The sequence below is a fragment of the Streptomyces sp. NBC_00328 genome, assembly GCF_036139655.1.
Lineage (GTDB): Bacteria > Actinomycetota > Actinomycetes > Streptomycetales > Streptomycetaceae > Streptomyces.
On record NZ_CP108013.1, the window covers coordinates 3,471,654 to 3,496,812 of the forward strand.

A 25,159-nucleotide genomic window follows, 5' to 3' on the forward strand; every position below is an offset into this window, starting at 1 on the left:
GCGGACGTGAGCACGAGCGGCCGGCCGGACCCGGCCGGCCGCTAACGGCCGGCCTTCGACTTGTAGCCGCGGCCCCACTGGAGCCCCCAGCCGTAGAGACGGTCGAGTTCGGCCTGGAAGCCGTACACGAACCTGACCTCGCGGCGTACGGTCACCTCGCCCTTGTTGCACTCGATCATGACGACGGCGCAGGAACGGGCCTGCGGATGGCGTTCCTCCAGGCCGATCTCGATGCGCGGGCCGTTGCTCGGATAGAGCGTGATGACGGCGTGCGTACGGTCGAAGGCCGGGGTCTGGTCGTAGATGTAGACGAAGACCAGCAGGCGTTTGATGTCGTCGCGGTGGTCGAGGTTGACGTAGGCCGTCTCGCCCGAGCCGGAACCGAAGCGGTCGTCGCCGCTGAGCTTCACGAACGGCGGGGCGTTGAGTTCCCCGAAGAAGCTGCCGAGCGGCTGGACGACGCCTTTGGTGCCGTCCGTCAGCTCGTACATGACGCCGAGGTCGAGGTCGACGTTGACCATGCTCTGGGTGTGCGCCTGGACCACTTCCGGCTTGAAGGTGCGGAAGGGATGGCGCAGCAGGCTGCCGCGCTGCGGCCCGCCGATGTCGGAGGTGCGCATCCGCCAGGACAGGTTGATGCGGAGGTTGCCGCTGGCCGCGCCCTGCTTGGTGAGTGAGACCGTGTGGTTGCGCTTGGTCAGTTCGATGGAGTTGGACGCCGCGCTGCCGGAGTCGAAGTCCGCCGAACGGCCGCGCCACAGGTCCTGCCAGATGCCCATTCGGCCCCCCACGTCCGTCGGTATGCGGCGGGGCGGCTGTCGAGGACCCGTCCTCGACAGCCGCCCCGCTCAGAGCGTTCCTCAGCGGGAGGGGTGTCACACCCCGGACGAGACCTCAGCCTTCTCGTCCGAGGTCGGGGCTTTTCCCTCGGCCTCGGCGAGCGCCTTGTTGCGGCGCACGGAGGACCAGAAGGACCAGGCGATCAGGATGACGCCGACGAGGCCGGTGATGACCTCGTGAATCTCGTACTGGATGGTGACGAGGAGGATCACGGCGAGGGCGCCGATCGCGTAGTGCGCGCCGTGCTCCAGGTAGACGTAGTCGTCGAGGGTGCCCTGGCGGACCAGGTAGACCGTGAGCGACCGGACGTACATGGCGCCGATGCCGAGGCCGAGCGCCATCAGCACGATGTCGTTGGTGATGGCGAAGGCGCCGATGACGCCGTCGAAGGAGAAGGAGGCGTCCAGCACTTCCAGGTACAGGAACATGAAGAACGCGGCCTGGCCGGCGAGGACGACGGCCGGCTTCTTCTTGCCGGTCCGCTCGGCCTCCTCCTCCGCCTCGTGTTCGCGCTCCTCCTCCTCTTCGAGCTTGTCCTCGAAGTAGCCGGAGAGGCCGCCGACGATCATGTACGTGATCAGGCCCGCGACGCCGGAGATCAGCACCGTCTGCGCCTTGTCGACGTGGCCGCCGCCGTGCTGGTGAGCGTGGACCGCGAAGGTCATGGAGGTGATCAGCAGGACGATCAGAGCGATGCAGACCGACAGCATGTCGACCTTGCCGAGCTTGGCCAGCGGCCGCTCGATCCAGCGCAGCCACTGGATGTCCCGGTCCTCGAAGATGAAGTCGAGGAAGATCATCAGCAGGAACATGCCACCGAAGGCGGCGATCGACGGGTGGGCGTCGGTCACCAGCTGCTGGTACTGGTCCTTGTCGTTGAGAGCGAGATCGACCGCGTCGATCGGGCCGATCTTGGCGCTCATGGCGACGATCACGACGGGGAAGATCAGGCGCATGCCGAAGACGGCGATCAGGACGCCGACCGTGAGGAAGATCTTCTGCCAGAAGGCATTCATCTTCTTCAGGATCCCGGCGTTGACCACCGCGTTGTCGAAGGACAGCGAGATCTCCAGGACGGCCAGGATCGCCACGATGCCGAAGGCGGTCCACCCCCCGTAGACGGCCGCCGCGGCCAGACCTAGCGCGGTGATCGCGAACGACCAGCCGAAGGTTTTCAGAAGCACTGGCTACCCAATCATCGTGTGGTGGGGGCACCCCCAAGCGGTGGCTCGGGAAGTGCGCAACCCCCGTGCCGTACTCGGCTTTACCTACTGTTGACCACGAAGTCTAAGGGGCCGCCTTCGGCTGATACAGGTGGGTCTAGGAAACATTGACCCCGAAGTCGAGTGCGATCCCCCGCAGGCCCGACGCGTACCCCTGGCCGACGGCACGGAACTTCCACTCGGCGTTGTAGCGGTAGACCTCGCCGAAGATCATCGCCGTTTCGGTGGAGGCGTCCTCGGAGAGGTCGTAACGGGCGAGTTCCTGGCCGTCGGCCTGGTTGACGACACGGATGAAGGCGTTGCCGACCTGGCCGAACGTCTGGCCGCGATTGTCCGCGTCATGGATGGAAACCGGGAAGACGATCTTGTCGACCACGGCGGGGACCTTGGCGAGGTCGATCAGGATCGACTCGTCGTCGCCCTCGCCCTCACCCGTGAGGTTGTCGCCGGTGTGCTCCACGGAGCCGTCCGGGCTCTTGAGCTGGTTGTAGAAGATGAACCACTCGTCCCCGAGCACCCGGCCGCCGCTGCACAGCAGGGCGCTGGCGTCGAGGTCGAAGTCGGCTCCGGTGGTGGAGCGCGCGTCCCAGCCGAGCCCGATCAACACGTGTGTGAGGTTCGGTGCGGCCTTCGAGAGGGAGACATTGCCCCCCTTGGCGAGCGTGACGCCCATGATGCTGGTCCTCCCCGAGGTTCGATCTTCATTTGGTACGGCCGGTCCGGTGCCGCACCGAAGCGGTGCGGCACCGGACCGGGATGCCCGAGGGCCTGCGGACTCAGACGTTGACGCCGAAGTCCTGCGCGATGCCGCGCAGGCCCGAGGCGTAGCCCTGGCCGATGGCACGGAACTTCCACTCGGCGCCGTTGCGGTAGAGCTCGCCGAAGACCATCGCGGTCTCCGTCGAGGCGTCCTCGGAGAGGTCGTAGCGCGCGATCTCCGCCTCGCCGGCCTGGTTCACCACGCGGATGTACGCGTTGCGGACCTGCCCGAAGGACTGCTGGCGGTTCTCGGCCTCGTAGATGGAGACCGGGAACACGATCTTCGTGATGTCGGCGGGAACGGTGGCGAGATTGACCTTGATCTGCTCGTCGTCGCCCTCGCCCTCACCGGTGATGTTGTCGCCGGTGTGCTCCACCGAGCCGTCCGGGCTCTTCAGGTTGTTGAAGAACACGAAGTTCTGGTCGGAGCTGACCTTGCCGTCCGCGTTCGTGAGGATGGCGCTGGCATCGAGGTCGAAGTCCACGCCGGTGGTGGTACGGGCGTCCCATCCCAGGCCGACGATGACCGCGGTCAGTCCCGGGGCCTCCTTCGACAGCGATACGTTGCCGCCCTTGCTGAGGCTGACTCCCACGAGTCCTCCCAATGGTGTTCAGGGGCGGGGAGCCCCGTAGGTGCGTTGGTATCGGATCAACGGTTCGATCCTAGTGACGGGTTCCCGTGCCTTGCAGGGCTTGGAACCGAAGAATCACAGGGTGTCGAGCGCCTTGACGTACTCGTTCAGGTCACGCGCGTCCGGCAGCGCGTTGACGACCGTCCAGCGGACGACGCCTTCCTTGTCGATGATGAACGTGCCGCGCACGGCGCAGCCCTTGTCCTCGTCGAAGACGCCGTACGCGCGCGAAATGTTGCCGTGCGGCCAGAAGTCGGAGAGAAGCGGGTACTCCAGACCCTCCTGCTCGGCGAAGACGCGCAGGGTGTGGATGGAGTCGTTGGAGACCGCGAGGAGCTGGGTGTCGCGGTCCGTGAACTGCGGCAGGCTGTCACGCAGGGAGCACAGCTCGCCGGTGCACACGCCGGTGAAAGCGAAGGGGTAGAAGAGCAGTACGACGTTCTTCTCGCCACGGAAGTCGGACAGCTTCACGGTGGCGCCGTGGTTGTCCTTCAGCTCGAAGTCCGGGGCCTTGGTGCCGACCTCGATGGCCATAGTCACTCGCTTCCCTTCCAAGGGTCCGTTCGGGTGACGACCAGCGTACGCATTGATCGACTCCCGGCGGCGGCGCGACCCCCACCGGGTCCCCCGGGTGCCGGTTCGGGGCATGCGTGAGGCCCCCGCCGAGGTGGCTCGGCGGGGGCCTCACGGATGCCCTGCTTGCAGACGGGGCTGCAGCTCAGCGCTTCGACTTGGGGGTGGCCAGGCGGGTGCCCGACCATTCCTTGCCGACGGAGATGCTCTTCGTCTGGGAGAGGCCGGCTGTCTGTGCGGCATCACTGATGTCGCTGGGCTCGACGTAACCGTCCCTGCCGGTCTTCGGGGTCAGCAGCCAGATCTGGCCGCCGTCCTCAAGGAGACCGATGACGTCCACCAGTGCGTCCGTGAGATCGCCGTCCTCGTCCCGGAACCACAACAACACCACGTCTGCGACGTCGTCGTAGTCCTCGTCGACCAGATCCTGGCCGATCAGCGATTCGATGCCTTCACGGAGCTCGTGGTCAACGTCGTCGTCGAAGCCGATCTCCTGGACCACCTGTCCGGGCTCGAACCCCAGCCTGGCGGCCGGGTTGGTCCGCTCCTCCGCGTGGTCCGCGGTCGCGCTCACGGCTTGCCTCCTGATCATGTTTCGGAATTGGGGTCTCCCCCTGCTCGTCCAGAGCCGGGGGATCTCAGCCACGCGCGTACGCGAAGCGTTGGCCGTAGTCCACACGGGCGGAGCGGATCGCGCAAGTACCCGGCCGCCGAGACCGTCGAAACGGTGACGATCCTGGCAGTGCCGACGCAACTCCCGACGGGCCATCATGACGCCGCGTGACGGGCACCACACACTTCTGCCCCATTTGTTCCCTTCGGAACCCTTGGAGCGTGCGAAAGCCGAACGACTTTGCGGAACGCGTCACGCCCTGAGCGTATCGTTACGTTTTGGTCGAGACCGTCCCAACGGTCCGCACGAGCGTCTCCATTACCCCCTGGTAGAGATGACGTACTCGTTCGCGGGGTACACGATGGGGATCGGTGCAGATGCAGGGAAAACCCACCGAAGACAGCCCTCTGACAGCGAAGGAACAGCGTGGCTTCCGGATCCGATCGCAACCCGATCATCATTGGCGGCCTTCCCAGCCAGGTCCCGGACTTCGACCCTGAGGAGACTCAGGAGTGGCTCGACTCCCTCGACGCCGCCGTCGACGAGCGCGGCCGGGAGCGGGCCCGCTATCTGATGCTGCGGCTGATCGAGCGAGCCCGTGAGAAGCGCGTGGCCGTGCCCGAGATGCGCAGCACGGACTACGTCAACACGATCGCGACCAAGGACGAGCCGTTCTTCCCCGGCAACGAGGAGATCGAGCGCAAGATCCTCAACGCGACCCGCTGGAACGCCGCCGTGATGGTCTCCAGGGCACAGCGCCCCGGCATCGGCGTCGGCGGCCACATCGCGACCTTCGCCTCCTCGGCCTCGCTCTACGACGTCGGCTTCAACCACTTCTTCCGCGGCAAGGACGAGGGCGACGGCGGCGACCAGATCTTCTTCCAGGGGCACGCCTCACCGGGCATCTACGCCCGCGCGTTCCTCCTCGACCGGCTCTCCGAGCAGCAGCTCGACGCGTTCCGCCAGGAGAAGTCGAAGGCGCCCCACGGGCTGTCCTCGTACCCGCACCCGCGGCTGATGCCGGGCTTCTGGGAGTTCCCGACCGTGTCGATGGGCCTCGGCCCGCTCGGCGCGATCTTCCAGGCGCGGATGAACCGCTACATGGAGGCGCGCGGTATCGCGGACACCTCCAAGTCCCACGTATGGGCGTTTCTCGGCGACGGCGAGATGGACGAGCCGGAGTCGCTGGGCCAGCTCTCGATCGCCGCACGCGAGGGCCTGGACAACCTGACCTTCGTCGTGAACTGCAACCTCCAGCGCCTCGACGGCCCCGTACGCGGCAACGGCAAGATCATCCAGGAGCTGGAGTCGCAGTTCCGGGGCGCCGGCTGGAACGTCATCAAGCTCGTCTGGGACCGCACCTGGGACCCGCTGCTCGCACAGGACCGCGACGGGGTGCTCGTCAACCGGCTGAACACCACGCCGGACGGCCAGTTCCAGACGTACGCCACGGAGACGGGTTCGTACATCCGCGACCACTTCTTCGGCGACGACCACCGGCTGCGCGCGATGGTCGAGGGCATGACCGACGACCAGATCCTGCACCTGGGGCGCGGCGGTCACGACCACAAGAAGATCTTCGCGGCGTTCTCGGCGGCCAAGGCGCACGCGGGCCAGCCGACGGTGATCCTGGCGCAGACGGTCAAGGGCTGGACGCTCGGCCCGAACTTCGAGGGCCGCAACGCCACGCACCAGATGAAGAAGCTGACGGTCGCCGACCTCAAGGGTTTCCGCGACCGGCTGCACCTGCCGATCTCCGACAAGGAGCTGGAGGACGGCGCGCCGCCGTACTACCACCCGGGCCGCAGCTCGGAGGAGATCCAGTACATGCACGACCGCCGCAAGGGGCTCGGCGGGTACGTCCCGACGCGCGTCGTGCGGTCGAAGCCGCTGGTGCTGCCCGAGGACAAGACGTACGCGAGCGTGAAGAAGGGCTCGGGTCAGCAGTCCATCGCCACGACCATGGCCTTTGTGCGACTGCTCAAGGACCTCATGCGGGACAAGGAGATCGGCAAGCGGTTCGTGCTGATCGCGCCCGACGAGTACCGCACGTTCGGCATGGACTCGTTCTTCCCGAGCGCGAAGATCTACAACCCGCTCGGCCAGCAGTACGAGTCGGTGGACCGCGAACTGCTGCTCGCCTACAAGGAGTCGCCGACCGGCCAGATGCTGCACGACGGCATCTCCGAGGCGGGCTGCACGGCCTCGCTGATCGCCGCGGGTTCGGCGTACGCCACGCACGGCGAGCCGCTCATCCCGGTCTACGTCTTCTACTCGATGTTCGGTTTCCAGCGAACGGGTGACCAGTTCTGGCAGATGGCCGACCAGCTGGCGCGCGGTTTCGTCCTGGGCGCGACCGCCGGACGGACGACGCTGACCGGTGAGGGTCTCCAGCACGCGGACGGCCACTCGCAGCTGCTCGCCTCGACGAACCCGGGCTGTGTCGCCTACGACCCGGCGTTCGGCTTCGAGATCGCGCACATCGTCCAGGACGGTCTGCGCCGCATGTACGGCTCGTCCGAGGAGTACCCGCACGGCGAGGACGTCTTCTACTACCTCACCGTCTACAACGAGCCGCTCCAGCACCCGGCCGAGCCGGAGAACGTGGACGCCGAGGGCATCCTGAAGGGCCTCTACCGCTTCAGCGAGGGCACCTCGGGCACCATCCCCGCCCAGATCATGGCGTCCGGTATCGGCGTCACGTGGGCTCTGGAGGCGCAGCGGATCCTCGCCGAGGAGTGGAACGTCAGGGCCGACGTCTGGTCGGCGACCTCCTGGAACGAGCTGCGGCGCGAGGCGGTCGACGTGGAGCGGCACAACCTGCTGCACCCCGAGGAGGAGCAGCGCGTCCCGTACGTGACGCGGAAGCTGTCCTCCGCCCAGGGTCCGTTCGTGGCCGTCTCCGACTGGATGCGGTCGGTTCCCGACCAGATCGCCCGGTGGGTGCCCGGCACCTACCAGTCCCTCGGCGCGGACGGCTTCGGCTTCGCGGACACGCGCGGCGCGGCCCGGCGCTTCTTCCACATCGACGCGCAGTCGATCGTGGTCGCCGTGCTGACCGAGCTGGCCCGTGAGGGCAAGGTGGACCGCTCGGTGCTGAAGCAGGCCGTCGACCGCTACCAGCTCCTCGACGTGAGGGCGGCCGACCCGGGCGCGGCGGGCGGCGACGCGTAGGGCAGGTCCTGGCCGCCGGTACGACGGGCGAGGGGCGACGGGCCGTGGGCCCGCCGCCCCTCGCCCGTTTTCTTTCTACGATGCGGGCATGAAGGAAGACTCGGCACAGGCCCGTTGGGAACTGCGCACCCAGCGGCCCCTGCTCGTCCTCGCGGTGGCGTTCGCCCTCGCGTACGCCGTGCCGATCGTGGACAGCGACGCCGGCCGAACCGTGGCGTTCACCTGCACGGTGGTGGAGTGGGTGGTGTGGGGGGCCTTCGCGACCGACTACCTCGTGCGGCTCGCCCTCACACCGCGACGGATGTCCTTCGTCCGCGGCCACTGGCTCGACCTGTGCGCCGTGATCCTGCCGATCCTCCAGCCGCTGCGGCTGCTGCGGCTCGTCGCCACGCTGATGCTGGTGGGGCGGCGCGCGCGGATGGCCTCGCAGATCCGGCTGACGACGTACGTCGGGGGCGCGGTCGTCGGCCTGCTGATGTTCGGCTCGCTGGCCGTGCTCTCGGTGGAGCGGGACTCGCCGAACGGGAACATCAAGACGCTGGGTGACGCGGTGTGGTGGTCGTTCACGACGATGACGACCGTGGGGTACGGGGACCACGCCCCGACGACGGGGATGGGCCGCGTCCTCGCGGTCGGCCTGATGCTCTCCGGGATCGCCCTCCTCGGTGTGGTCACCGCCAACATCGCCGCCTGGTTCATCTCCCGGTTCGAGAAGGACGACGTGGAGGAGCGGCGGCAGACCGCGGCGATCGAGGCGCTGACGGCCGAGGTGCAGGCGCTGCGGGCCGAGGTCGCGGCCCTGACCGGCGGCCCGGGAATCCTGCCGCATCCCTTGTCGGCGGGGTCGGAGGAACACTCGCCCACCTAGGACCTGTCCGGGGAGCGTGGGGAACGGTGGGGGACGGCGGCTCGGTCGTACAGGCTGGTGGACACGCTCGTACGGACAGGTGGGCCGCTCGTACAGACCGGGTGGGCCCGCCCCGAACACGCCGACGGGCCCGCGCGCCGCTCAGGCGGCACACGGGCCCGTATCCGGTCCGGCCCCTCCGGTGTCAGAGCAGGCCGTTGCCCGGTCCGCCGCCCAGCCAGATGACCGCCAGGAGTGTGTCGATCGCTCCCAGCACCAGGGCTATCAGTGCCGGCACCGGCCCCGAGCCGGTCCAGCGGCGGCCCATCGCGAGCCACCCGCAGACCATCGCGGCCGGCCCGAGGACGATCCCCAGCGTGAAGAACCCGGCCACCGCGCACACGGTGCCGACGATCCCCAGGGTCGCGCTGTCCGGCCCGGTCCGTGATCCTGTACGGCCACGTGAACGGGGGTGCCTGCGCGTACCGTTTCCGAAACCCGCCATCATCCGCTCCTGAACTCCCGTGACCTGTCGGTCGGTTCGGGTCGATGGACCGGGTACCCCCGTTTCACGCCGACAGACCCGCCCGGGCCCGGACGGGTCTGTCGGAGGCGAGAGGGTCAGATGTGGCCGACGCCCGCGCCGGCCTCCGCGTTCTCGCCCCGCTTGGTGAGCAGCGCGACGAAGACGGCCACGACGGCGACACCCGCGGCGACGAGGCAGGCGAGGCTCATGCCGGAGATGAAGGTCTCGTGGGCGACGTCGGTGATCTGCGCGGCGATCGCGGCCGGGGTGTCCTTGGTGACCGGCGCGACGCCGACCCGGACCGCCTCGGAAGCCTGGTCGAGCTGGGCCGGGGTGAGCGGCGGCAGCTTGGCGTCGGTCCAGTTGCCCGGGAGGGCGCTGTCGACCTTGGAGGCCATCACGGCGCCCAGGACGGCCGTACCGAGGCTTCCGCCGACCTGCATGGCGGCCTGCTGGAGACCGCCGGCGACGCCGGAGAGCTCCATCGGCGCGTTGCCGACGATGACCTCGGTCGCGCCGACCATGACCGGCGCGAGGCCGAAGCCGAGCAGGGCGAACCAGACGGACATCACCCCGCTGGAGGTGTCGGCCTCCAGCGTCGACATGCCGTACATGGCGATCGCGGTGGCCGCCATGCCGCTCGCGAGCGGGATGCGCGGGCCGAGCTTGGTGATGGCCAGACCCGCGAGCGGGGAGCCGACGATCATCATGCCGGTGAGCGGGAGCAGGTGCAGGCCCGCGTCGACCGGGCTCATGCCGTGGACGCTCTGGAGGTAGAAGGTCACGAAGAACAGTCCGCCCATGAAGGCGATGGCCATGAGCACCATCAGCACCACACCCGCCGAGAGCGGGACGGAGCGGAAGAGGGCGAGCGGGATCAGCGGTTCCTTCACCCGCGTCTCCCAGAAGGAGAACAGCGCGAAGCCCAGGACCGACAGCCCCAGGAAGAGCCAGGTCTTGCCGTCGCCCCAGCCCCAGGCCGGGGCCTTGATCAGGGCCCACACCAGGCAGAACATCGCGCCGGACAGCAGCACGATGCCGAGGATGTCGAAGGAGCGCGGGGCGTTCTCGGCGCGGTGGTCGAGCAGGATCAGCAGGCCCAGCACGAGGGCGATCAGGCCGACCGGCACGTTGATGAAGAACACCGACTGCCAGCTGACGTGCTGGACGAGCAGTCCGCCGAGGATCGGGCCGCCCGCGGTGGAGGCGCCGATGACCATGCCCCAGATGCCGATCGCCATGTTCAGCTTCTCGGCCGGGAAGGTCGCGCGGAGCAGGCCCAGCGCGGCCGGCATGAGCAGCGCGCCGAACAGGCCCTGGAACACGCGGAAGGTGACCACGAGGGCGATGCTGTGCGACAGGCCGATCGCGCCGGACGCGGCGGCGAAGCCGGTCACGCCGATCAGGAAGGTCTGCCGGTGTCCGAAGCGGTCGCCGAGCTTGCCCGCGGTGATGAGGGAGACCGCGAGGGCGAGGAAGTAGGCGTTGGTGATCCACTGGACGTCGGAGAAGGTCGCGCCGAGGTCCTTGGCGATGGCCGGGTTGGCGATGGCCACGATGGTGCCGTCCAGGGCCACCATCATGACCCCGACAGCCACGGTGATGAGGGTGAACCACGGATGGCCGCGCAGGCCCGTGGACGGAGCCCGGTCCAACGGGGAGTCCGGAGTCTTGTCCTCCGGGCCCGTCTTGTCGATGGTGGTCTGACTAGTCATTTTTCGAGGCTAGTGACAGCCGCTGACAATTGACAAACCGATTCACAAGTCGGTCACTGTCACGTCGCTCACAGATAGGCTGAACTGCGCGAACGGCTCGGTTGGGAGAGAACGCGGCACATGACGGAAACGGTGGACACGGCAGGCGTGGCAGACGCGGCGGACGCGGCGGACGCGGCCGGAACGGCGGAGCCGACGGCCGGGACGGAGGCGTCGGCTGTCGGCGCGACGGCATCGGCGGAGCCCATGGCGTCGGTGGCGTCTACGGAGTCGGTGGTGGCACGCCCCGGGCTGCGGGAGCGCAAGAAGCAGCGCACCCGGGACGCCCTGCTGCGGGCCGCCCTCGAACTGTTCACCACCCAGGGTTACGAGCGGACCACGGTCGACGAGATCGCCGAGGCCGTCGACGTCTCCCAGCGCACCTTCTTCCGCTACTTCGCGGGCAAGGAGGACGCCGCCCTGTTCCTCCAGCGGCTCACGGAGGCACATTTCATCGACGCGGTACGCGAACGACCGCCCCACGAGGCCCCGTTGGAGGCACTGCGCCGGGCCGTCCTGGAGAGCTGGGACACGATCGGCGAGGCGATCGAGGAGGTGGTGCCCATCGAACTGCACATGCGCACCTACCAATTGATCGAGTCGACCCCCGCGCTGCTCGCCGCGCATCTGCGCCGCTCGGAGGAGATCGAGGAGGAGATCGCGCGGCTCATCGCCGAGCGCGAGGGCCTCGACGTGGATACGGACCCGCGCCCGCGCATCGCGGTCGCGGTGTTCGGCGGGGTGATGCGGGTGACGGGCCGGCTGTGGGGCGCGGGCGAGGACACCAGCGTCGAGGCGATCCGCGAGCTGACCGCGGCCTATCTCGACCAGGTGGGGCCCGCGTTGGCGGAGAAGTGGGGCAGCGCGCCGCGGTGACGATCCGGTGATGCCCCGGTGACGCTTCGTATCGCCGGATCACCCCTTGGAAGCCCGCCGGGTCACCCTCCGGAAGCCCGCCGGGTCACCTCTTGGAAGCCGGCGCGACACCCCCTGGAAGCCCCGGCGCGACACCCGGTACCCGCCCCCGGGCGGGAGAGCCGGTTCGGACCGGCGTACGGAATACGACGCCCTCCCGCGTACACGGTCTGTCGCAGAACCCGTACTCGAGCCGGCGCCCGCCCGCGTACGGAACCTCGCGCACGCCCGCGCTCGTTGTACGGACGACGCCCGCGCGAGACGCTCCGCGAAGGCGCCGGACCATCACAACACCCCCACGCAGAGCGTCACATATCGCACACGCATAGCGGAAAAGCACGTACACAGCGTCACTATTTAACTCAAACTGAACCCGGTTTGCCCTAATTACCCCATCAGAAACGTGATCCCAGTCACTCGTTTAACGGGAGGCTCTTCACTTCTCCTAGGGTGTCCTCTCAGTGACTTCCTTCGACACCACCCCCCAACTCAACGTCTGGCGCGCACTGCTCGCGCTGGCCGTGGTGTTCGTGATGCTGGCCACCAGTGGCTGGACCGCGCTCCACAGCCACCGGACAGCATCTCCGCTCCAGGCGTCGCGCTCCGCGTGGGAACGCGGCAGCATCGCCGGGCACAAGCTGCCCGACCCGGACTCCGCTCCGGCTTCGCTGTCCCAGTTCTTCACCACGCTCGACGCGCAGCAGCGTTCGCGGCTCGCCCACCGTTATCCACTCGCGGTCGGCAACATGAACGGTGCGCCGGTGACCCTGCGCTACGCGGCGAACCGTCTGGCGCTCAAGCACGAGCGCACGGTCGAGCGCGGGCGCATGCACGACAACCGGCTGTCCTCGCTCGGCCAGTACGACGCGGGCCGCCGCATGCACCGCTACGAAGCGCTGCTGCACAAGGACCGCAGGATCCTGGCCTTCGACCCCAACGGCTCGGGCCGGATCGCCGAGGTCTTCGGCGACCTCGACAAGGCCCGCCGGGTCTCGGTCGTGGTCCCCGGTGTCGACACCGACCTGCTCACCTTCCAGCGCACGTACAAGCAGTACTCGGCGCCGGTCGGCATGGCGGGCTCGCTGTACAGGGCCGAGCGCTCGGCGGACCCGGGCATGCGGACGGCCGTGATCGCGTGGGCCGACTACACGACGCCCAGCGGACTCGGTATCGACTCGGCCACCGCCATGCGGGCCGAGGACGGCGCGGTACGGCTGAACGCGCTGGTGCGGGCGCTGCCGGGCAGTTCGGAGGTGGCGCTGTACTGCCACAGCTACGGCTCGGTCCTGTGCGGGGTGGCGGCCTCTTCGCTGCCCTCCCGGGTGTCCGACATAGCGGTGGCGGGCAGCCCCGGCATGCGGGCGGCGAAGGCGGCCAACCTGCACACCACGGCCCGGGTCTGGGCGATGCGCGACGCGGACGACTGGATCCAGGACGTGCCGCACATGGAGGTCGGCGGCCTCGGACACGGCGCGGACCCGGTGTCGAACGGGTTCGGGGCGCGCGTCCTGTCGGCCGAGGGGGCGAAGGGTCACGCCGGCTACTTCGAGCCGGGCACGGAGAGTCTCCGCAACTTCGCGGAGATCGGGATCGGCGCGTACCGCGCTGTCAGCTGCGCGCGTGATGACGACGCCTGCCGGACGGGTTTGTCCGTCGGCGCGTCGGCCTGACGCGCGTAGAGGACGAAAAACTGCGGTCCGCCCAGAGAGGCGACGGAGGCTTGCGTGCCGCATACGATGGCCCGCATGGGTGACGTACTGGCCGGATTTCATGCCGCCTGGGAGTTCGAGTCCGACTCCGTGCTCATCCGCTTCGAACGGGGGATCCGTACACCGAAGCTGTTCCAGGCGCTCGGCGAACGCCGTGTCCCCCTGGAGGCGCTCGCGGCGGTGACGCTGACGCCCGGGAAGCGAGGCACGGTCGTTCTGCGTGCGGTGCCGAGACCCGGCGCCGATCCGCTGATGGAAGCGGCCGCGGGACAGCTCAAGGAGGGGTGCGACCCCTATCGGCTGGTGCTGCCCGCCGAACGCGAGACGCTCGCCGAGTACTACGCGGACGAGCTGCGCGGACAGCTCACCACTGACGACGAGCCCGCCGAGCGCTTTCTCGTGAAGCCGCCCGAGGGGCCGCTGACCTTCAAGGCCTACGACGGAAAGGCCACCTTCGACGGCAAGACGGTGTCCTTCCGGTGGTTCTGGACGGGCGCGTCCTCGGCGAAGTGGAAAGCCGGCGACCAGACCTTCCCGGTCTCCTCGCTGTGCGGGGTCGAGTGGCGCTCCCCCGAGGTGTTCGAGGGGCATCTGCGGCTGCTGCGGCGGGATCCCGCCCCGGCCCATCCCGCGCAGGCGGACCAGGACCCGGCGGCGGTCGTCTTCGGGCTCGGGTACGGGCCCGTCCACGAGTCGCTGCCGTTCGCCGCGGCCGTGCTCGCCGCCGCGCGCTCCGCGAGCCCCGCGCCGGTGGTCGCAGCCGCGGCGCCGCACCGCGACCCGGCCGACATCGCCGACCGGATCCGGCATCTGGGGGAACTGCACGAGGCGGGGCTCGTCACGGACGAGGAGTTCTCCGTGAAGAAGGCGGAACTGCTCGCCCAGCTCTAGCGGGCCGGCTCCGGCGGGCCCGAGCCGACGGGCCGGCTCCCGGGGACCGGCTCCGGCGAGACTGCGTCGGCGGACAGGCTGGAGCGGGCCGGTGCCCTCGGGTGCCGGCCGTGCCCGGCCGTGGCCGGGCCTCCGCCGTCAGGACGGCTCCGAGGCGAGGACGCTGGTCGCGTCCCCGTAGAAGCCGATCTTCCGGTCGAGCACCGCGAGGGTGTCCTGGAGCTCCGCGATCCGGTCCTTGACGTCCCGCCGGGTCGCTTCCAGGAGCTCGTAGCGGTCCATGTACGTGTGGTCGCCGGCGCGCACCATCTCCGCGTAGCGGACCATGTCGGCGACCGGCATCCCGGTGAGCCGGAGCTTGCCGACGAGGTCCAGCCAGTCCAGGTCGCGGTTGCTGTAGCGGCGCTGGCCGGTGTGCGAGCGGTCGATGTGCGGCATCAGCCCGATGCGCTCGTACCAGCGCAGGGTGTGTGCGCTGAGGCCGGTGAAGGCGACGACCTCGCTGATCGTGTAGTTGTCCCGGCCGTCCGGGCGCCGCTCCTGCTCGGGAGGCCCGGCGCACGCGTCGGTCCCGGTGGCCCCGGCTGTGGTCTCCATCACCGTCATGACCCCCACGCTAAAACCTTGGAGTGCACTCCAAGCAAGCCGAATCCGCCGAAAATGCGAGGACGTGGCCGGGATGCGGTGGCTACCGTGCGGATCATGAGTCTCGTACGCCGTGCCACGCCCGAGGACGCCCGGGAAGTGCTGCGCCTGCGCCAGGTGATGATCGATGCGGTCTTCGACGCCGGCTCCTCCAGCGAGTGGCACGCCGCGTCGCTGCCGACCGTACGCGCGAAGCTCGCCGATGCCGAGGGATCCTTCGCCGCCTTCGTGGTCGACCACCCGGAGCGGCCGGGCTCCCTCGCGGCGCTCGTCGCCGGGACGGTCGAGTACCGGATCGGGCGGGCGGACAATCCGCACGGTGCTGTGGGGTACGTCTTCAGCGTCGCCACCGATCCGGGCGCCCGGCGCCGCGGCTACGCCCGCGCCTGCATGGAGACGCTCCTCGGCTGGTTCCGTGAGCGCGGTGTCGCCCAGGTCGACCTCAACGCCTCCGCCGAGGCCGAGCCGCTCTACGCGGCCCTCGGGTTCGTCCGCAAGCCCGACCCCTCGATGCGCCTGCGCCTCTGAGCCGCTTAGGCTCGGGGCATGTCCTTGCAGAGCCTGGCGCTGATCTCGAACTGGCCCGTTCCCACCGCCGCGGCCGCGGTCGTCCGCGCGGACGGCACCGTGGCCGGCTCGCACGGGCCGGACGGGCACCGGTTCGCGCTGGCGTCCGTCACCAAGCCGCTCGCCGCGTACGCCGCGCTCGTCGCGTACGAGGAGGGGGCGATCGAGCTCGACGAACCCGCCGGTCCCGCCGGTTCGACGGTCCGGCACCTGCTCGCGCACACCTCGGGTCTGGCCTTCGACGAGCACCGGGCGACCTTCACGCCCGGGGAGCGGCGGCTGTACTCCAACGCCGGGTTCGAGGTGCTCGGGGACCACATCGCCAAGGCGGCGGACATGCCGTTCGCGGAGTATCTGCGCCAGGCGGTTCTCGAACCGCTCGGCATGACCGCGACGACGCTGGACGGTTCGCCCGCGAGGGACGGTGTCTCGACCGTGGACGACCTCGTCCGCTTCGCCGCCGAGCTCCAGGCGCCGCGGCTGCTTGACCCGCGTACGGTCGCGGAGGCGATGACCGTCCAGTACCCAGGCACCAAGGGCGTCCTTCCGGGGTACGGCCACCAGAACCCCAACGACTGGGGGCTGGGCTTCGAGATCCGCGACTCCAAGTCACCTCACTGGACGGGGAGTTCGTCCTCGCCGCGCACCTTCGGCCACTTCGGCCAGGCTGGTACGTTCCTGTGGGTCGACCCGGCCGTGGGCGCCGCCTGCGTCGCGCTGACCGACCGGAACTTCGGCCCCTGGGCCGTCGAGGCGTGGACGCCCTTCACGGACGCGGTGCTGGCCGAACTCGCCTCCTGACGCGGGCCGGCGGCAGCCTCGGAGCGGGCCGGGGAAGACCGCCGCGTCCGGTCGGCCCGCGGGAGGCCTCGCCTCGCGCCCAACCCCGGCGTCAGCCGACCGTCATCTCCCACACCAGCAGCTCCGCCGGGGCCCCGGCGACCAGCTCCAGGTCCTTCGCGTCCGTGACCCGGGCCGCGTCCCCCTCCCCCAGTTCCACGCCGTCCAGCCGGACCTCGCCGCGCACGACATGGACGTAGACGTGGGGCGCGTCGGGGACGGCCGTGCGCTCGCCCGACGTCAGCCGGCGCACATGGAGCATGGCTCCCGCCTCGGGAACGGCGTACGGAGTGGAGTCGGCGATGCCGCGGACGGTCTCGTACGCGGGGTCGCCGCCCGGTTCCACCGGGGCCAGCCACATCTGGACGAAGACCAGCGGCAGCTCGCCGTCGTTGCGCTCGGCATGGCGGACGCCTCCCGCCGAACTCAGCCGCTGGACGTCCCCGTGGCGCAGCACCGACTCGTTCCCCGCCGAGTCGCGATGGGTCAGTTCGCCCTCCACCACCCAGGTGACGATCTCGGTGTGGCTGTGCGGGTGCTCGTCGAAGCCCGCGCCGGGGGCGAGCCGCTCCTCGTTGCAGGCGATCACCGCGCCGAAGCGGAGGTTGTCGGGGTCGTAGTGCGGGCCGAAGGAAAAGGCGTGGAGCGAGGAGATCCCGGCCGCCGGGTCCCCTCCGCGGTAGCGCTCGTCGGCGCGGCGGACGTCCATCACTCCCCCACGGTAGGGCCTGGCGTCCCGATCGGGCGGCACCGAGGTACGTCCCGCCGCATGGTCCGGACGACAGGCCCCGGCCCCGGCCCGGCGGCCCGCCTCCCGCCTACTTGCGACCCGCCGCCGCACAGCTCCGTCCGGATAAGGCAGTCTTGTCCCGTGCCCGAACCCGAAGCCAGCAACACCGAGCGCCCAGCGCACGAAGTCGACTCGCACACCGCGACCCTCAAGCGGCTGGAGAAGTCGGCCGGCAGTCTCGCCGCCCAGGCCATCACGCGGATGGACGAGACGTTGCCGTGGTACCGGGCCATGCCACCGGAGAACCGGTCGTGGATCGGGCTGGTCGCCCAGGCCGGTATCGCGGCCTTCACGGAGTGGTTCCGGCACCCGGACGCGCCGCAGGCCATCTCCACCGACGTCTTCGGCACCGCGCCACGCGAGCTGACCAGGGCCATCACGCTGCGCCAGACGGTGGAGATGGTGCGGACGACAATCGAGGTCATGGAATCGGCCATCGACGAGGTGGCGGCGCCCGGCGACGAATCCGTGTTGCGTGAGGCGCTGCTCGTCTACGCCCGCGAGATCGCCTTCGCCACCGCCCAGGTGTACGCGCAGGCCGCGGAGGCACGCGGTGCCTGGGACGCCCGGCTCGAGTCGCTCGTGGTGAACGCGGTGCTCTCCGGCGAGGCCGACGAGGGCGCCGTCTCCCGGGCCGCCGCGCTCGGGTGGAACTCGCCCGACCATGTCTGCGTGGTGCTGGGCACGGCGCCCGACGGCGACAGCGAGCTGACGGTCGAGGCGATCCGGCGGGCGGCCCGGCACGCCAAGCTCCAGGTGCTGACGGGGGTGCTCGGGAACCGGCTGGTCGTCATCGCGGGCGGCAGCGACAACCCGCTCGCCGTCGCCAAGTCGCTGATCGGTCCGTACGCCGCCGGATCGGTCGTGGCCGGGCCGATCGTGCCCGATCTGCTGGCCGCGACCCGGTCGGCACAGGCCGCGGCGGCCGGGCTGAAGGCGTGTTTCGCCTGGCAGGACGCCCCGCGCCCGGTACTGGCGGACGATCTGCTGCCGGAGCGCGCGATCGCCGGAGACCCGTCGGCCCGCGAGCAGTTGGTGGAGGAGATCTACAGACCGCTGGAGGAAGCGGGCTCCGCGCTCCTGGAGACGCTGGCCGTCTACCTGGAGCAGGCGAGCAGCCTCGAAGGCGCGGCCCGGATGCTGTTCGTCCATCCCAACACCGTGCGCTACCGGCTACGACGTGTGACTGACGTCACCGGCTGGTCGCCCTCGGATGTTCGATCGGCGTTCACGCTGCGGATCGCGCTGATCCTGGGGCGTCTGGCCGATGGAGATCCGCAAACCTAGGCTTTTGTCGGGGACCTACAATTCCCCCTCGTGTTCTTCGTCCCTGTCCCCACGGGCGGCCGTGGCCGTCCACAAGAGAGAGTGTGAGAGTGCTCGTACTCGTCGCTCCCGGCCAGGGCGCTCAGACGCCCGGCTTCCTGACTCCTTGGCTCGACCTCCCCGGCGCCGCCGAACGCCTCGCCGCGTGGTCGGACGCCCTCGGGCTGGACCTTGCCCACTACGGCACGCAGGCCGACGCGGACGCGATCCGCGACACGGCTGTCGCCCAGCCGCTCCTGGTCGCCGCCGGTCTCCTGTCCGCCGCGGCACTCGGTGACGTCACCCCCGGTGCCGTCGCCGGCCACAGCGTCGGCGAGATCACCGCCGCCGCGTTCGCGGGAGTGCTCGACGACACCGCCGCGCTGACCCTCGTACGCAAGCGCGGCCTCGCGATGGCCGACGCCGCCGCCATCACGCAGACCGGTATGTCGGCGCTGCTCGGCGGGGACCCCGACACGACGGTCGCGCACCTGGAGAAGCTCGGGCTGACCCCGGCGAACGTGAACGGCGCGGGCCAGATCGTGGCCGCCGGCACGCTGGAGCAGCTGGCCGCCCTGGAGGCGGACAAGCCCGAGGGTGTCCGGCGTGTCGTGGCCCTGAAGGTGGCGGGCGCGTTCCACACCGTCCACATGGCCCCCGCGGTCGAGGCGCTGGCCAAGGCTGCCGAGGACCTGACTCCGGCGGACCCGCGGGTCACCTACGTCTCGAACCGGGACGGCCAGACGGTCGCCTCCGGCACCGAGGTCGTCTCCCGCCTGGTCGGCCAGGTCGCCAACCCGGTCCGCTGGGACCTGTGCATGGAGACCTTCCAGAAGCTCGGCGCGACCGCGCTGATCGAGGTGTGCCCCGGCGGCACGCTCACCGGTCTGGCCAAGCGCGCGCTGCCCGGTGTCACGACGCTGGCCCTGAAGACCCCCGACGACCTGGACGCGGCTCGCGAGCTCATCGCCGAGCACGGCGCTGCCTGAGGAGCCCGAGAGCATGTCGAAGATCAAGGCACCCAAGGGCGCTCCGTTCGCGCGCATCCTCGGCGTCGGCGGCTACCGTCCCGTCCGGGTGGTGCCCAACGAGGTGATCCTGGAGACGATCGACTCGTCCGACGAGTGGATCCGTTCGCGCTCCGGCATCGAGACCCGGCACTGGGCCTCCGACGAGGAGACCGTGGCCGCGATGTCGGTCGAGGCGTCCGGCAAGGCCATCGCCGACGCCGGCATCAGCGCCGCCCAGATCGGCGCCGTGGTGGTCTCCACCGTGTCGCACTTCTCCCAGACCCCGGCCATCGCCACCGAGATCGCCGACAAGCTCGGCACGAACAAGGCCGCGGCCTTCGACATCTCGGCCGGCTGCGCGGGCTTCGGCTACGGCCTGACCCTCGCCAAGGGCATGATCGTCGAGGGTTCCGCGGAGTACGTCCTCGTCATCGGCGTGGAGCGGCTGTCCGACCTCACCGACCTGGAGGACCGCGCGACGGCCTTCCTGTTCGGCGACGGCGCGGGCGCGGTCGTCGTCGGTCCCTCCGACGAGCCGCACATCGGCCCCACGGTCTGGGGCAGCGAGGGCGACAAGGCCGGCACGATCAAGCAGACCGTGCCGTGGGACCGCTTCAAGGTCGGCGATGTCTCCCAGCTTCCGCTCGACTCCAAGGGCGAGATCAAGTTCCCTGCCATCACGCAGGAAGGCCAGGCGGTGTTCCGCTGGGCCGTGTTCGAGATGGCGAAGGTCGCCAAGGAGGCGCTGGAAGCCTCCGGACTTTCGCCGGACGACCTGGATGTCTTCATTCCCCACCAGGCCAACGAGCGGATCATCGACTCGATGGTGAAGACGCTGAAACTGCCGGGTCACGTCACGGTCGCGCGTGACGTGCGCACCACCGGCAACACCTCGGCCGCCTCGATCCCGCTCGCGATGGAGCGGCTCCTGGCGACCGGTGAGGCGAAGAGCGGCGACACCGCGCTCGTCATCGGCTTCGGGGCGGGTCTCGTGTACGCCGCGACGGTCGTTACCCTCCCCTAGGCACTCCGTACCGGATCATCCGGTCCGTACGGAATACCGCCACCCCTCTGGAAACACACCGAAGGAGCGCCTGACATGGCCGCCACTCAGGAAGAGATCGTCGAAGGTCTCGCCGAGATCGTCAACGAGATCGCCGGGATCCCCACCGAGGACGTCCAGCTGGACAAGTCCTTCACCGACGACCTGGACGTCGACTCGCTGTCCATGGTCGAGGTCGTCGTCGCCGCCGAAGAGCGCTTCGACGTCAAGATCCCGGACGACGACGTCAAGAACCTCAAGACCGTCGGCGACGCGACGAACTACATCCTCAAGAACCAGGCCTGACCTTTCGGTCACCTGGGCCGACCGTCCGGGTTCACCGGGGCCTAGTGCCCTGGTTGCCCTGGGCTGATGCCCCGCCACCCGGCGGTGGCGCCGCTGAATCCTCGTATCCGTTGGAGAAAGAATTCCCGTGAGCCCGACCAATCGCACCGTGGTCGTCACCGGTATCGGCGCAACCACACCGCTGGGTGGCGACGCAGCCTCTACCTGGGAGGGCCTGATCGCCGGACGTTCCGGCGTCCGCCCTCTCGAGCAGGAGTGGGCCGCCGACCAGGCCGTCCGTATCGCGGCGCAGATCGCCGTGGAGCCGGGCGAGGTCATCCCCCGCCCGCAGGCCCGCCGCCTGGACCGCTCGGCGCAGTTCGCGCTGATCGCGGCCAAGGAGGCCTGGGCGAACGCCGGTTTCACCGACAAGGCGGGCGAGGACCCGAGCGTCGACCCCGACCGGCTGGGCACGGTCATCGCCTCCGGCATCGGCGGCGTGACGACCCTCCTCGACCAGTACGACGTGCTGAAGGAGAAGGGCGTACGCCGCGTCTCCCCGCACACCGTCCCGATGCTGATGCCGAACGGTCCCTCCGCCAACGTGGGGCTCGCCGTGGGCGCCCGCGCCGGTGTGCACACCCCGGTCTCCGCCTGCGCCTCCGGCGCCGAGGCGATCGGCTACGCCATCGAGATGATCCGCACGGGCCGCGCCGACGTCGTCGTCGCCGGTGGCACCGAGGCGGCCATCCACCCGCTTCCCATCGCCGCGTTCGGCAACATGATGGCGATGTCCAAGAACAACGACGACCCCGAGGGTGCCTCGCGCCCCTACGACGTCGCCCGTGACGGCTTCGTGCTGGGCGAGGGCGCGGGCGTCCTCGTCCTGGAGTCCGCCGAGCACGCCGCCAAGCGCGGCGCCCGGGTGTACGCCGAGGCGGTCGGCCAGGGCATCTCGGCCGACGCGCACGACATCGTGCAGCCGGAGCCCGAGGGCCGCGGCATCTCGCACGCCCTGCAGAACCTGCTCGACAACACCGACCTGGACCCGACCGAGATCGTGCACGTGAACGCGCACGCCACCTCGACGCCGGCCGGTGACGTGGCCGAGCTGAAGGCGCTGCGCAAGGTGTTCGGCGACGAGGCCGACCACTTCGCGGTCTCCGCGACGAAGTCGATGACCGGTCACCTCCTGGGTGGCGCCGGTGGCGTCGAGTCGGTCGCGACCGTGCTCGCCCTGTACCACCGTCTCGCCCCGCCGACCATCAACGTGGAGAACCTCGACCCCGAGGCCGAGGCCGCCGCCGACATCGTCCGCGGCGAGGCGCGCAAGCTGCCCGTCGAGGGCCGCATCGCCGCGCTGAACGACTCGTTCGGCTTCGGTGGGCACAACGTGGTGCTGGCGTTCCGTTCCGTCTGACGCCGGTAGTCCGTTCCGTACGGCGTGTGGCCCGTACCCCTTGGAACCAGGGGTACGGGCCACACGCCGTACGTTCCTCGGTTGCGGTGCCGCGCCCCTGACGGGGTGTCACACCACCTGGTGCAGCCAGCGGACCGGGGCGCCCTCGCCCGCGTAGCGGAAGGGCTCCAGCTCGTCGTCCCAGGGCTTGCCGAGGAGCTTGGCGAGGTCGGCCTCCAGGTCGCTCTCGCCGCGCTGGGAGCGCAGCAGCGCGGCGCGCAGCCGGTCCTCGGGGATCAGGATGTCGCCGTGGATCCCGGTGACGGCGTGGAAGATGCCGAGCTCGGGCGTGCAGCTGTAGCGCTCGCCCTCGGCGGTGGGGCAGGGCTCGGCGGTGACCTCGAAGCGCAGCAGATGCCAGCCGCGCAGCGCGGAGGCGAGCTTGGAGGCGGTGCCGACCTCGCCCTTCCAGGAGAACTCGGATCTCCAGGTGCCGGGGGCGGCGGGCTGCCGGATCCAGTCGAGGCTGACGCGCGTGCCGAGCACCCCCGCGACCGCCCACTCGACATGCGGACACAACGCGCGGGGCGCGGAGTGCACGTAGAGAACTCCACGTGTCGTCACTGGGGCCTCCGGACAGAGCGAGACATCTTGTAACTTAGCGGAACGGCAGTGGCAGGGCGGCCACGTGGCGAGGCTACCCTGCGGCGGCGCAAGGAGTGTGACGTACCGTCGGTCCAAGCGCCGTGAACCTCCGAGGTTTCACCCGGCGGGACGTGTCCGGACTCCCTCGCCGGGGGTCCGGGCCCGTCTCCCGGGCAAGACGGCCACACCGCGGGAACGCGGTGCGACCGACCGTGTACGACGTGGTGCGACCGACCGCGCGGAGCGGGTGCCGACCAACCCTGTACAACGAACGAGGAGACCAGGGGATGCGGAATCGCAGCCACCGTTCGCGGGCCGTCCTCGCCGTCGCCGCGACGGCGGCTCTCCTGGGCATCGCCGCCTGCGACGCCACCGGTGGCAACTCCCCGGCGTCCAGCGGGTCGGCGGGGACCCGGCCGTCCCCGAGACCCACGCCGGTCTGGGACCGCAGCCCGGACTCGATGGCCGCGGTCGGCGACTCCATCACGCGCGGTTTCGACGCGTGCAGTGTGCTGTCCGACTGCCCCGAGGTGTCGTGGGCGACCGGCAGCGATCCGCAGGTCGACAGTCTTGCCGTACGGCTGCTCGGCACGGCCGGGGCGGCCGAGCGCAGCTGGAACTACGCGGTGACCGGGGCGCGGATGGCGGACCTTCCCGGCCAGATGGCCCAGGCGGCGACCCGCGGGCCGGAGCTGGTCACGGTGATGGCGGGCGCCAACGATGCCTGCCGGTCCTCCGCCTCGGCGATGACGTCCGTCGCCGACTTCCGCGCCGAGTTCCAGGACGCGATGAAGACGCTGCGCGGCGCCCTGCCGAAGACCCAGGTGTACGTGTCGAGCGTGCCGGACCTGAAACGGCTCTGGTCCCAGGGGCGCGGCAACCCGCTGGGCAAGCAGGTCTGGAAACTGGGCATCTGCCCCTCGATGCTCGGGGACGCGGACTCGCTGAACGCGGCGGCGACCCTGCGGCGCGGGCAGGTGCAGGACCGGGTGAAGGAGTACAACCAGGTGCTGCGCGAGGTGTGCGCCAAGGACCGGCGCTGCCGCTTCGACGGGAACGCGGTGTTCGACTACCGCTTCGGCACGGACCAGTTGAGCCACTGGGACTGGTTCCACCCGAGCAGGGACGGCCAGGCGCGACTCGCCGAGATCGCCTACCGGACTGTGACGGCACGCGAACCCGTGACCTAGGCTTTTCCTCATGAGCGAACTTTTCGGCACACTTTCCGACGGCACCCGGGTCCACCGCTGGACGCTGGAGCGCGCCGGTGTCCGGGTGCGTGTGCTCACGTACGGCGGGATCGTGCAGTCGGCCGAGGTGCCGGACCGGGACGGGCGGGCCGTGGACGTGACCCTGGGCTTCCCCGCCCTGGAGGGGTACACGTCCCATCCCGAGCCGTATCTCGGCGCGCTGGTCGGGCGGTACGCGAACCGGATCGGGGGCGCGGGCTTCCCGCTGGACGGGGTGACGTACCGCCTGGAGCCGAACAACGGCCCCAACACGCTGCACGGCGGCGACGGCGGTTTCGACAAGCGCGTGTGGGACGCGGAGCCGCTCGAACACGGGGTCCGGCTCTCCCGGGTCAGCCCGGACGGCGAAGAGGGCTTCCCGGGGCGTCTGGAGGTCTCGGCGACGTACACGCTCGACGAGCGGGGCGCGCTGCGGATCGCCTACGAGGCGGTCACCGACGCGCCGACCGTGGTGAACCTGACGAACCACACGTACTGGAACCTCGGCGGCTCCGGCAGCGCGCTGGGACACGAGCTCCGGCTCGACGCCTCGCGGCTGACACGGGTGGACGAGGACCTCGTCCCGACCGGGGAACTCGACCCGGTCGAGGGCACCCGCTTCGACTTCCGCGAGCCCCGCAAGACCGGCGCGGGATACGACCACAACTACGTGCTCGACAAGGGGCTCACCGACGCTCCCGTGGAGGTCGCCGAGCTGTACGACCCGGCGTCCGGGCGGGTGCTCACGGTCGCGACCACCGAACCCGGTCTCCAGTTCTACACCGCCGACCACCTGAGCGAACCCTTCGCCCCCAACGACGGCATCGCGCTGGAGACGCAGCACTTCCCCGACTCCCCGAACCGGCCGGACTTCCCGAGCACCGAGCTGCGGCCCGGCGCGGTGTACAGGTCGCAGACGGTGTACGGGTTCTCCGTGCGGTCCTAG

25 protein-coding genes are annotated in these 25,159 nt (G+C 70.0%); 14 read left to right on the forward strand and 11 right to left on the reverse strand.

Translation table 11 applies throughout. The features are described 5' to 3' along the window. Positions 1–41 precede the first annotated feature (41 nt). The 6 genes from OG485_RS15245 to OG485_RS15270 all read right to left on the reverse strand — a co-directional run bounded on the left by OG485_RS15245 (position 42) and on the right by OG485_RS15270 (position 4,601). Complete coding sequence (locus OG485_RS15245) at positions 42–779, reverse strand: TerD family protein (RefSeq protein ID WP_328668849.1); 738 nt, start codon at positions 777–779, stop codon at positions 42–44. A gap of 96 nt (positions 780–875) precedes the next feature. Further along, on the reverse strand, positions 876–2,024 hold the full coding sequence (locus OG485_RS15250) for a DUF475 domain-containing protein (RefSeq protein WP_328668850.1): 1,149 nt from the start codon (positions 2,022–2,024) through the stop codon (positions 876–878). A 136-nt stretch (positions 2,025–2,160) separates the two neighbouring features. Then, on the reverse strand, positions 2,161–2,736 hold the full coding sequence (locus OG485_RS15255) for a TerD family protein (RefSeq protein WP_328668851.1): 576 nt from the start codon (positions 2,734–2,736) through the stop codon (positions 2,161–2,163). Between the two features lie 103 nt (positions 2,737–2,839). Next, positions 2,840–3,415, reverse strand: coding sequence for a TerD family protein (locus tag OG485_RS15260; RefSeq protein ID WP_261702495.1), 576 nt, complete (start codon positions 3,413–3,415; stop codon positions 2,840–2,842). Positions 3,416–3,529: 114 nt separating this feature from the next. Continuing rightward, the gene (locus OG485_RS15265; RefSeq protein WP_328668852.1) at positions 3,530–3,988 is read right to left on the reverse strand and encodes a peroxiredoxin; all 459 of its coding nucleotides are present in this window, start codon (positions 3,986–3,988) and stop codon (positions 3,530–3,532) included. Positions 3,989–4,172: 184 nt separating this feature from the next. Beyond that, a complete protein-coding gene (locus OG485_RS15270) occupies positions 4,173–4,601 on the reverse strand; it encodes a DUF3052 domain-containing protein (RefSeq protein ID WP_326788028.1) in 429 nt (142 codons plus the stop codon). A 465-nt stretch (positions 4,602–5,066) separates the two neighbouring features. On the opposite strand from OG485_RS15270, the gene aceE reads away from it, so the two are divergent. Together aceE and OG485_RS15280 are read left to right on the forward strand one after the other, a co-directional pair. Beyond that, a complete protein-coding gene (gene aceE / locus OG485_RS15275; protein WP_328668853.1) occupies positions 5,067–7,814 on the forward strand; it encodes a pyruvate dehydrogenase (acetyl-transferring), homodimeric type in 2,748 nt (915 codons plus the stop codon). 88 nt (positions 7,815–7,902) lie between these two features. Next, positions 7,903–8,682: a potassium channel family protein gene (locus OG485_RS15280; protein WP_328668854.1), complete on the forward strand. Its 780-nt coding sequence runs from the start codon at positions 7,903–7,905 to the stop codon at positions 8,680–8,682. A 184-nt stretch (positions 8,683–8,866) separates the two neighbouring features. On the opposite strand, the gene OG485_RS15285 is transcribed toward OG485_RS15280, so the two are convergent. Both OG485_RS15285 and OG485_RS15290 read right to left on the reverse strand, forming a co-directional pair. After that, a complete protein-coding gene (locus OG485_RS15285; RefSeq protein ID WP_326788025.1) occupies positions 8,867–9,169 on the reverse strand; it encodes a small hydrophobic protein in 303 nt (100 codons plus the stop codon). A 113-nt stretch (positions 9,170–9,282) separates the two neighbouring features. Then, entirely contained in the window at positions 9,283–10,902 is a 1,620-nt protein-coding gene (locus OG485_RS15290; protein ID WP_328668855.1) for an MFS transporter, read from the reverse strand. Positions 10,903–11,148: 246 nt separating this feature from the next. Here OG485_RS15290 and OG485_RS15295 point away from each other — a divergent pair, with 246 nt between their 5' ends. The 3 genes from OG485_RS15295 to OG485_RS15305 all read left to right on the forward strand — a co-directional run bounded on the left by OG485_RS15295 (position 11,149) and on the right by OG485_RS15305 (position 14,456). Then, positions 11,149–11,817 (forward strand): TetR family transcriptional regulator, encoded by a 669-nt coding sequence (locus OG485_RS15295; RefSeq protein ID WP_328674468.1) that lies wholly within the window; start codon positions 11,149–11,151, stop codon positions 11,815–11,817. A 500-nt stretch (positions 11,818–12,317) separates the two neighbouring features. Then, the gene (locus tag OG485_RS15300) at positions 12,318–13,526 is read left to right on the forward strand and encodes an alpha/beta hydrolase (protein WP_328668856.1); all 1,209 of its coding nucleotides are present in this window, start codon (positions 12,318–12,320) and stop codon (positions 13,524–13,526) included. Between the two features lie 66 nt (positions 13,527–13,592). Beyond that, positions 13,593–14,456: a DUF4429 domain-containing protein gene (locus OG485_RS15305; RefSeq protein ID WP_328674471.1), complete on the forward strand. Its 864-nt coding sequence runs from the start codon at positions 13,593–13,595 to the stop codon at positions 14,454–14,456. A gap of 138 nt (positions 14,457–14,594) precedes the next feature. On the opposite strand, the gene OG485_RS15310 is transcribed toward OG485_RS15305, so the two are convergent. Next, positions 14,595–15,062: a MerR family transcriptional regulator gene (locus OG485_RS15310; protein WP_328668857.1), complete on the reverse strand. Its 468-nt coding sequence runs from the start codon at positions 15,060–15,062 to the stop codon at positions 14,595–14,597. 96 nt (positions 15,063–15,158) lie between these two features. Between OG485_RS15310 and OG485_RS15315 the strand changes: the two genes are divergently transcribed. After that, on the forward strand, positions 15,159–15,629 hold the full coding sequence (locus OG485_RS15315; RefSeq protein WP_328668858.1) for a GNAT family N-acetyltransferase: 471 nt from the start codon (positions 15,159–15,161) through the stop codon (positions 15,627–15,629). Between the two features lie 18 nt (positions 15,630–15,647). Continuing rightward, on the forward strand, positions 15,648–16,469 hold the full coding sequence (locus tag OG485_RS15320) for a serine hydrolase domain-containing protein (protein WP_328668859.1): 822 nt from the start codon (positions 15,648–15,650) through the stop codon (positions 16,467–16,469). A 91-nt stretch (positions 16,470–16,560) separates the two neighbouring features. Here OG485_RS15320 and OG485_RS15325 read toward each other — a convergent pair whose 3' ends face one another. After that, positions 16,561–17,217, reverse strand: a complete 657-nt coding sequence (locus OG485_RS15325; protein WP_328674473.1) for a pirin family protein — start codon at positions 17,215–17,217, stop codon at positions 16,561–16,563. Between the two features lie 162 nt (positions 17,218–17,379). On the opposite strand from OG485_RS15325, the gene OG485_RS15330 reads away from it, so the two are divergent. From OG485_RS15330 to fabF, 5 genes are all read left to right on the forward strand, one after another. Beyond that, positions 17,380–18,585, forward strand: coding sequence for a PucR family transcriptional regulator (locus tag OG485_RS15330; protein ID WP_328668860.1), 1,206 nt, complete (start codon positions 17,380–17,382; stop codon positions 18,583–18,585). A gap of 89 nt (positions 18,586–18,674) precedes the next feature. Beyond that, positions 18,675–19,592 (forward strand): ACP S-malonyltransferase, encoded by a 918-nt coding sequence (locus OG485_RS15335; RefSeq protein ID WP_328668861.1) that lies wholly within the window; start codon positions 18,675–18,677, stop codon positions 19,590–19,592. Positions 19,593–19,605: 13 nt separating this feature from the next. Beyond that, complete coding sequence (locus OG485_RS15340; RefSeq protein WP_328668862.1) at positions 19,606–20,637, forward strand: ketoacyl-ACP synthase III; 1,032 nt, start codon at positions 19,606–19,608, stop codon at positions 20,635–20,637. Between the two features lie 75 nt (positions 20,638–20,712). Further along, positions 20,713–20,961 carry an acyl carrier protein gene (locus OG485_RS15345; protein ID WP_261702511.1) on the forward strand — a complete coding sequence of 83 codons (249 nt, stop codon included), beginning with the start codon at positions 20,713–20,715 and terminating at the stop codon, positions 20,959–20,961. Between the two features lie 127 nt (positions 20,962–21,088). Continuing rightward, the gene (gene fabF / locus OG485_RS15350; RefSeq protein ID WP_328668863.1) at positions 21,089–22,360 is read left to right on the forward strand and encodes a beta-ketoacyl-ACP synthase II; all 1,272 of its coding nucleotides are present in this window, start codon (positions 21,089–21,091) and stop codon (positions 22,358–22,360) included. Positions 22,361–22,468: 108 nt separating this feature from the next. Here fabF and OG485_RS15355 read toward each other — a convergent pair whose 3' ends face one another. After that, positions 22,469–22,963 carry a DUF3145 domain-containing protein gene (locus tag OG485_RS15355; protein WP_326788014.1) on the reverse strand — a complete coding sequence of 165 codons (495 nt, stop codon included), beginning with the start codon at positions 22,961–22,963 and terminating at the stop codon, positions 22,469–22,471. Between the two features lie 308 nt (positions 22,964–23,271). Between OG485_RS15355 and OG485_RS15360 the strand changes: the two genes are divergently transcribed. Further along, positions 23,272–24,174: an SGNH/GDSL hydrolase family protein gene (locus OG485_RS15360; RefSeq protein WP_328668864.1), complete on the forward strand. Its 903-nt coding sequence runs from the start codon at positions 23,272–23,274 to the stop codon at positions 24,172–24,174. A 10-nt stretch (positions 24,175–24,184) separates the two neighbouring features. Beyond that, positions 24,185–25,159: an aldose epimerase family protein gene (locus OG485_RS15365; protein WP_328668865.1), complete on the forward strand. Its 975-nt coding sequence runs from the start codon at positions 24,185–24,187 to the stop codon at positions 25,157–25,159.

Bases quoted from the DNA above. Each gene is read 5' to 3' on its own strand.
- OG485_RS15245 (WP_328668849.1), bottom strand. From the start codon at position 779: ATGGGCATCTGGCAGGACCTGTGGCGCGGCCGTTCGGCGGACTTCGAC.
- OG485_RS15255 (WP_328668851.1), bottom strand. From the start codon at position 2,736: ATGGGCGTCACGCTCGCCAAGGGGGGCAATGTCTCCCTCTCGAAGGCC.
- OG485_RS15265 (WP_328668852.1), bottom strand. From the start codon at position 3,988: ATGGCCATCGAGGTCGGCACCAAGGCCCCGGACTTCGAGCTGAAGGAC.
- OG485_RS15280 (WP_328668854.1), top strand. From the start codon at position 7,903: ATGAAGGAAGACTCGGCACAGGCCCGTTGGGAACTGCGCACCCAGCGG.
- OG485_RS15285 (WP_326788025.1), bottom strand. From the start codon at position 9,169: ATGATGGCGGGTTTCGGAAACGGTACGCGCAGGCACCCCCGTTCACGT.
- OG485_RS15290 (WP_328668855.1), bottom strand. From the start codon at position 10,902: ATGACTAGTCAGACCACCATCGACAAGACGGGCCCGGAGGACAAGACT.
- OG485_RS15295 (WP_328674468.1), top strand. From the start codon at position 11,149: ATGGCGTCGGTGGCGTCTACGGAGTCGGTGGTGGCACGCCCCGGGCTG.
- OG485_RS15305 (WP_328674471.1), top strand. From the start codon at position 13,593: ATGGCCCGCATGGGTGACGTACTGGCCGGATTTCATGCCGCCTGGGAG.
- OG485_RS15310 (WP_328668857.1), bottom strand. From the start codon at position 15,062: ATGACGGTGATGGAGACCACAGCCGGGGCCACCGGGACCGACGCGTGC.
- OG485_RS15315 (WP_328668858.1), top strand. From the start codon at position 15,159: ATGAGTCTCGTACGCCGTGCCACGCCCGAGGACGCCCGGGAAGTGCTG.
- OG485_RS15320 (WP_328668859.1), top strand. From the start codon at position 15,648: ATGTCCTTGCAGAGCCTGGCGCTGATCTCGAACTGGCCCGTTCCCACC.
- OG485_RS15325 (WP_328674473.1), bottom strand. From the start codon at position 17,217: ATGGACGTCCGCCGCGCCGACGAGCGCTACCGCGGAGGGGACCCGGCG.
- OG485_RS15340 (WP_328668862.1), top strand. From the start codon at position 19,606: ATGTCGAAGATCAAGGCACCCAAGGGCGCTCCGTTCGCGCGCATCCTC.
- OG485_RS15345 (WP_261702511.1), top strand. From the start codon at position 20,713: ATGGCCGCCACTCAGGAAGAGATCGTCGAAGGTCTCGCCGAGATCGTC.
- OG485_RS15360 (WP_328668864.1), top strand. From the start codon at position 23,272: ATGCGGAATCGCAGCCACCGTTCGCGGGCCGTCCTCGCCGTCGCCGCG.
- OG485_RS15365 (WP_328668865.1), top strand. From the start codon at position 24,185: ATGAGCGAACTTTTCGGCACACTTTCCGACGGCACCCGGGTCCACCGC.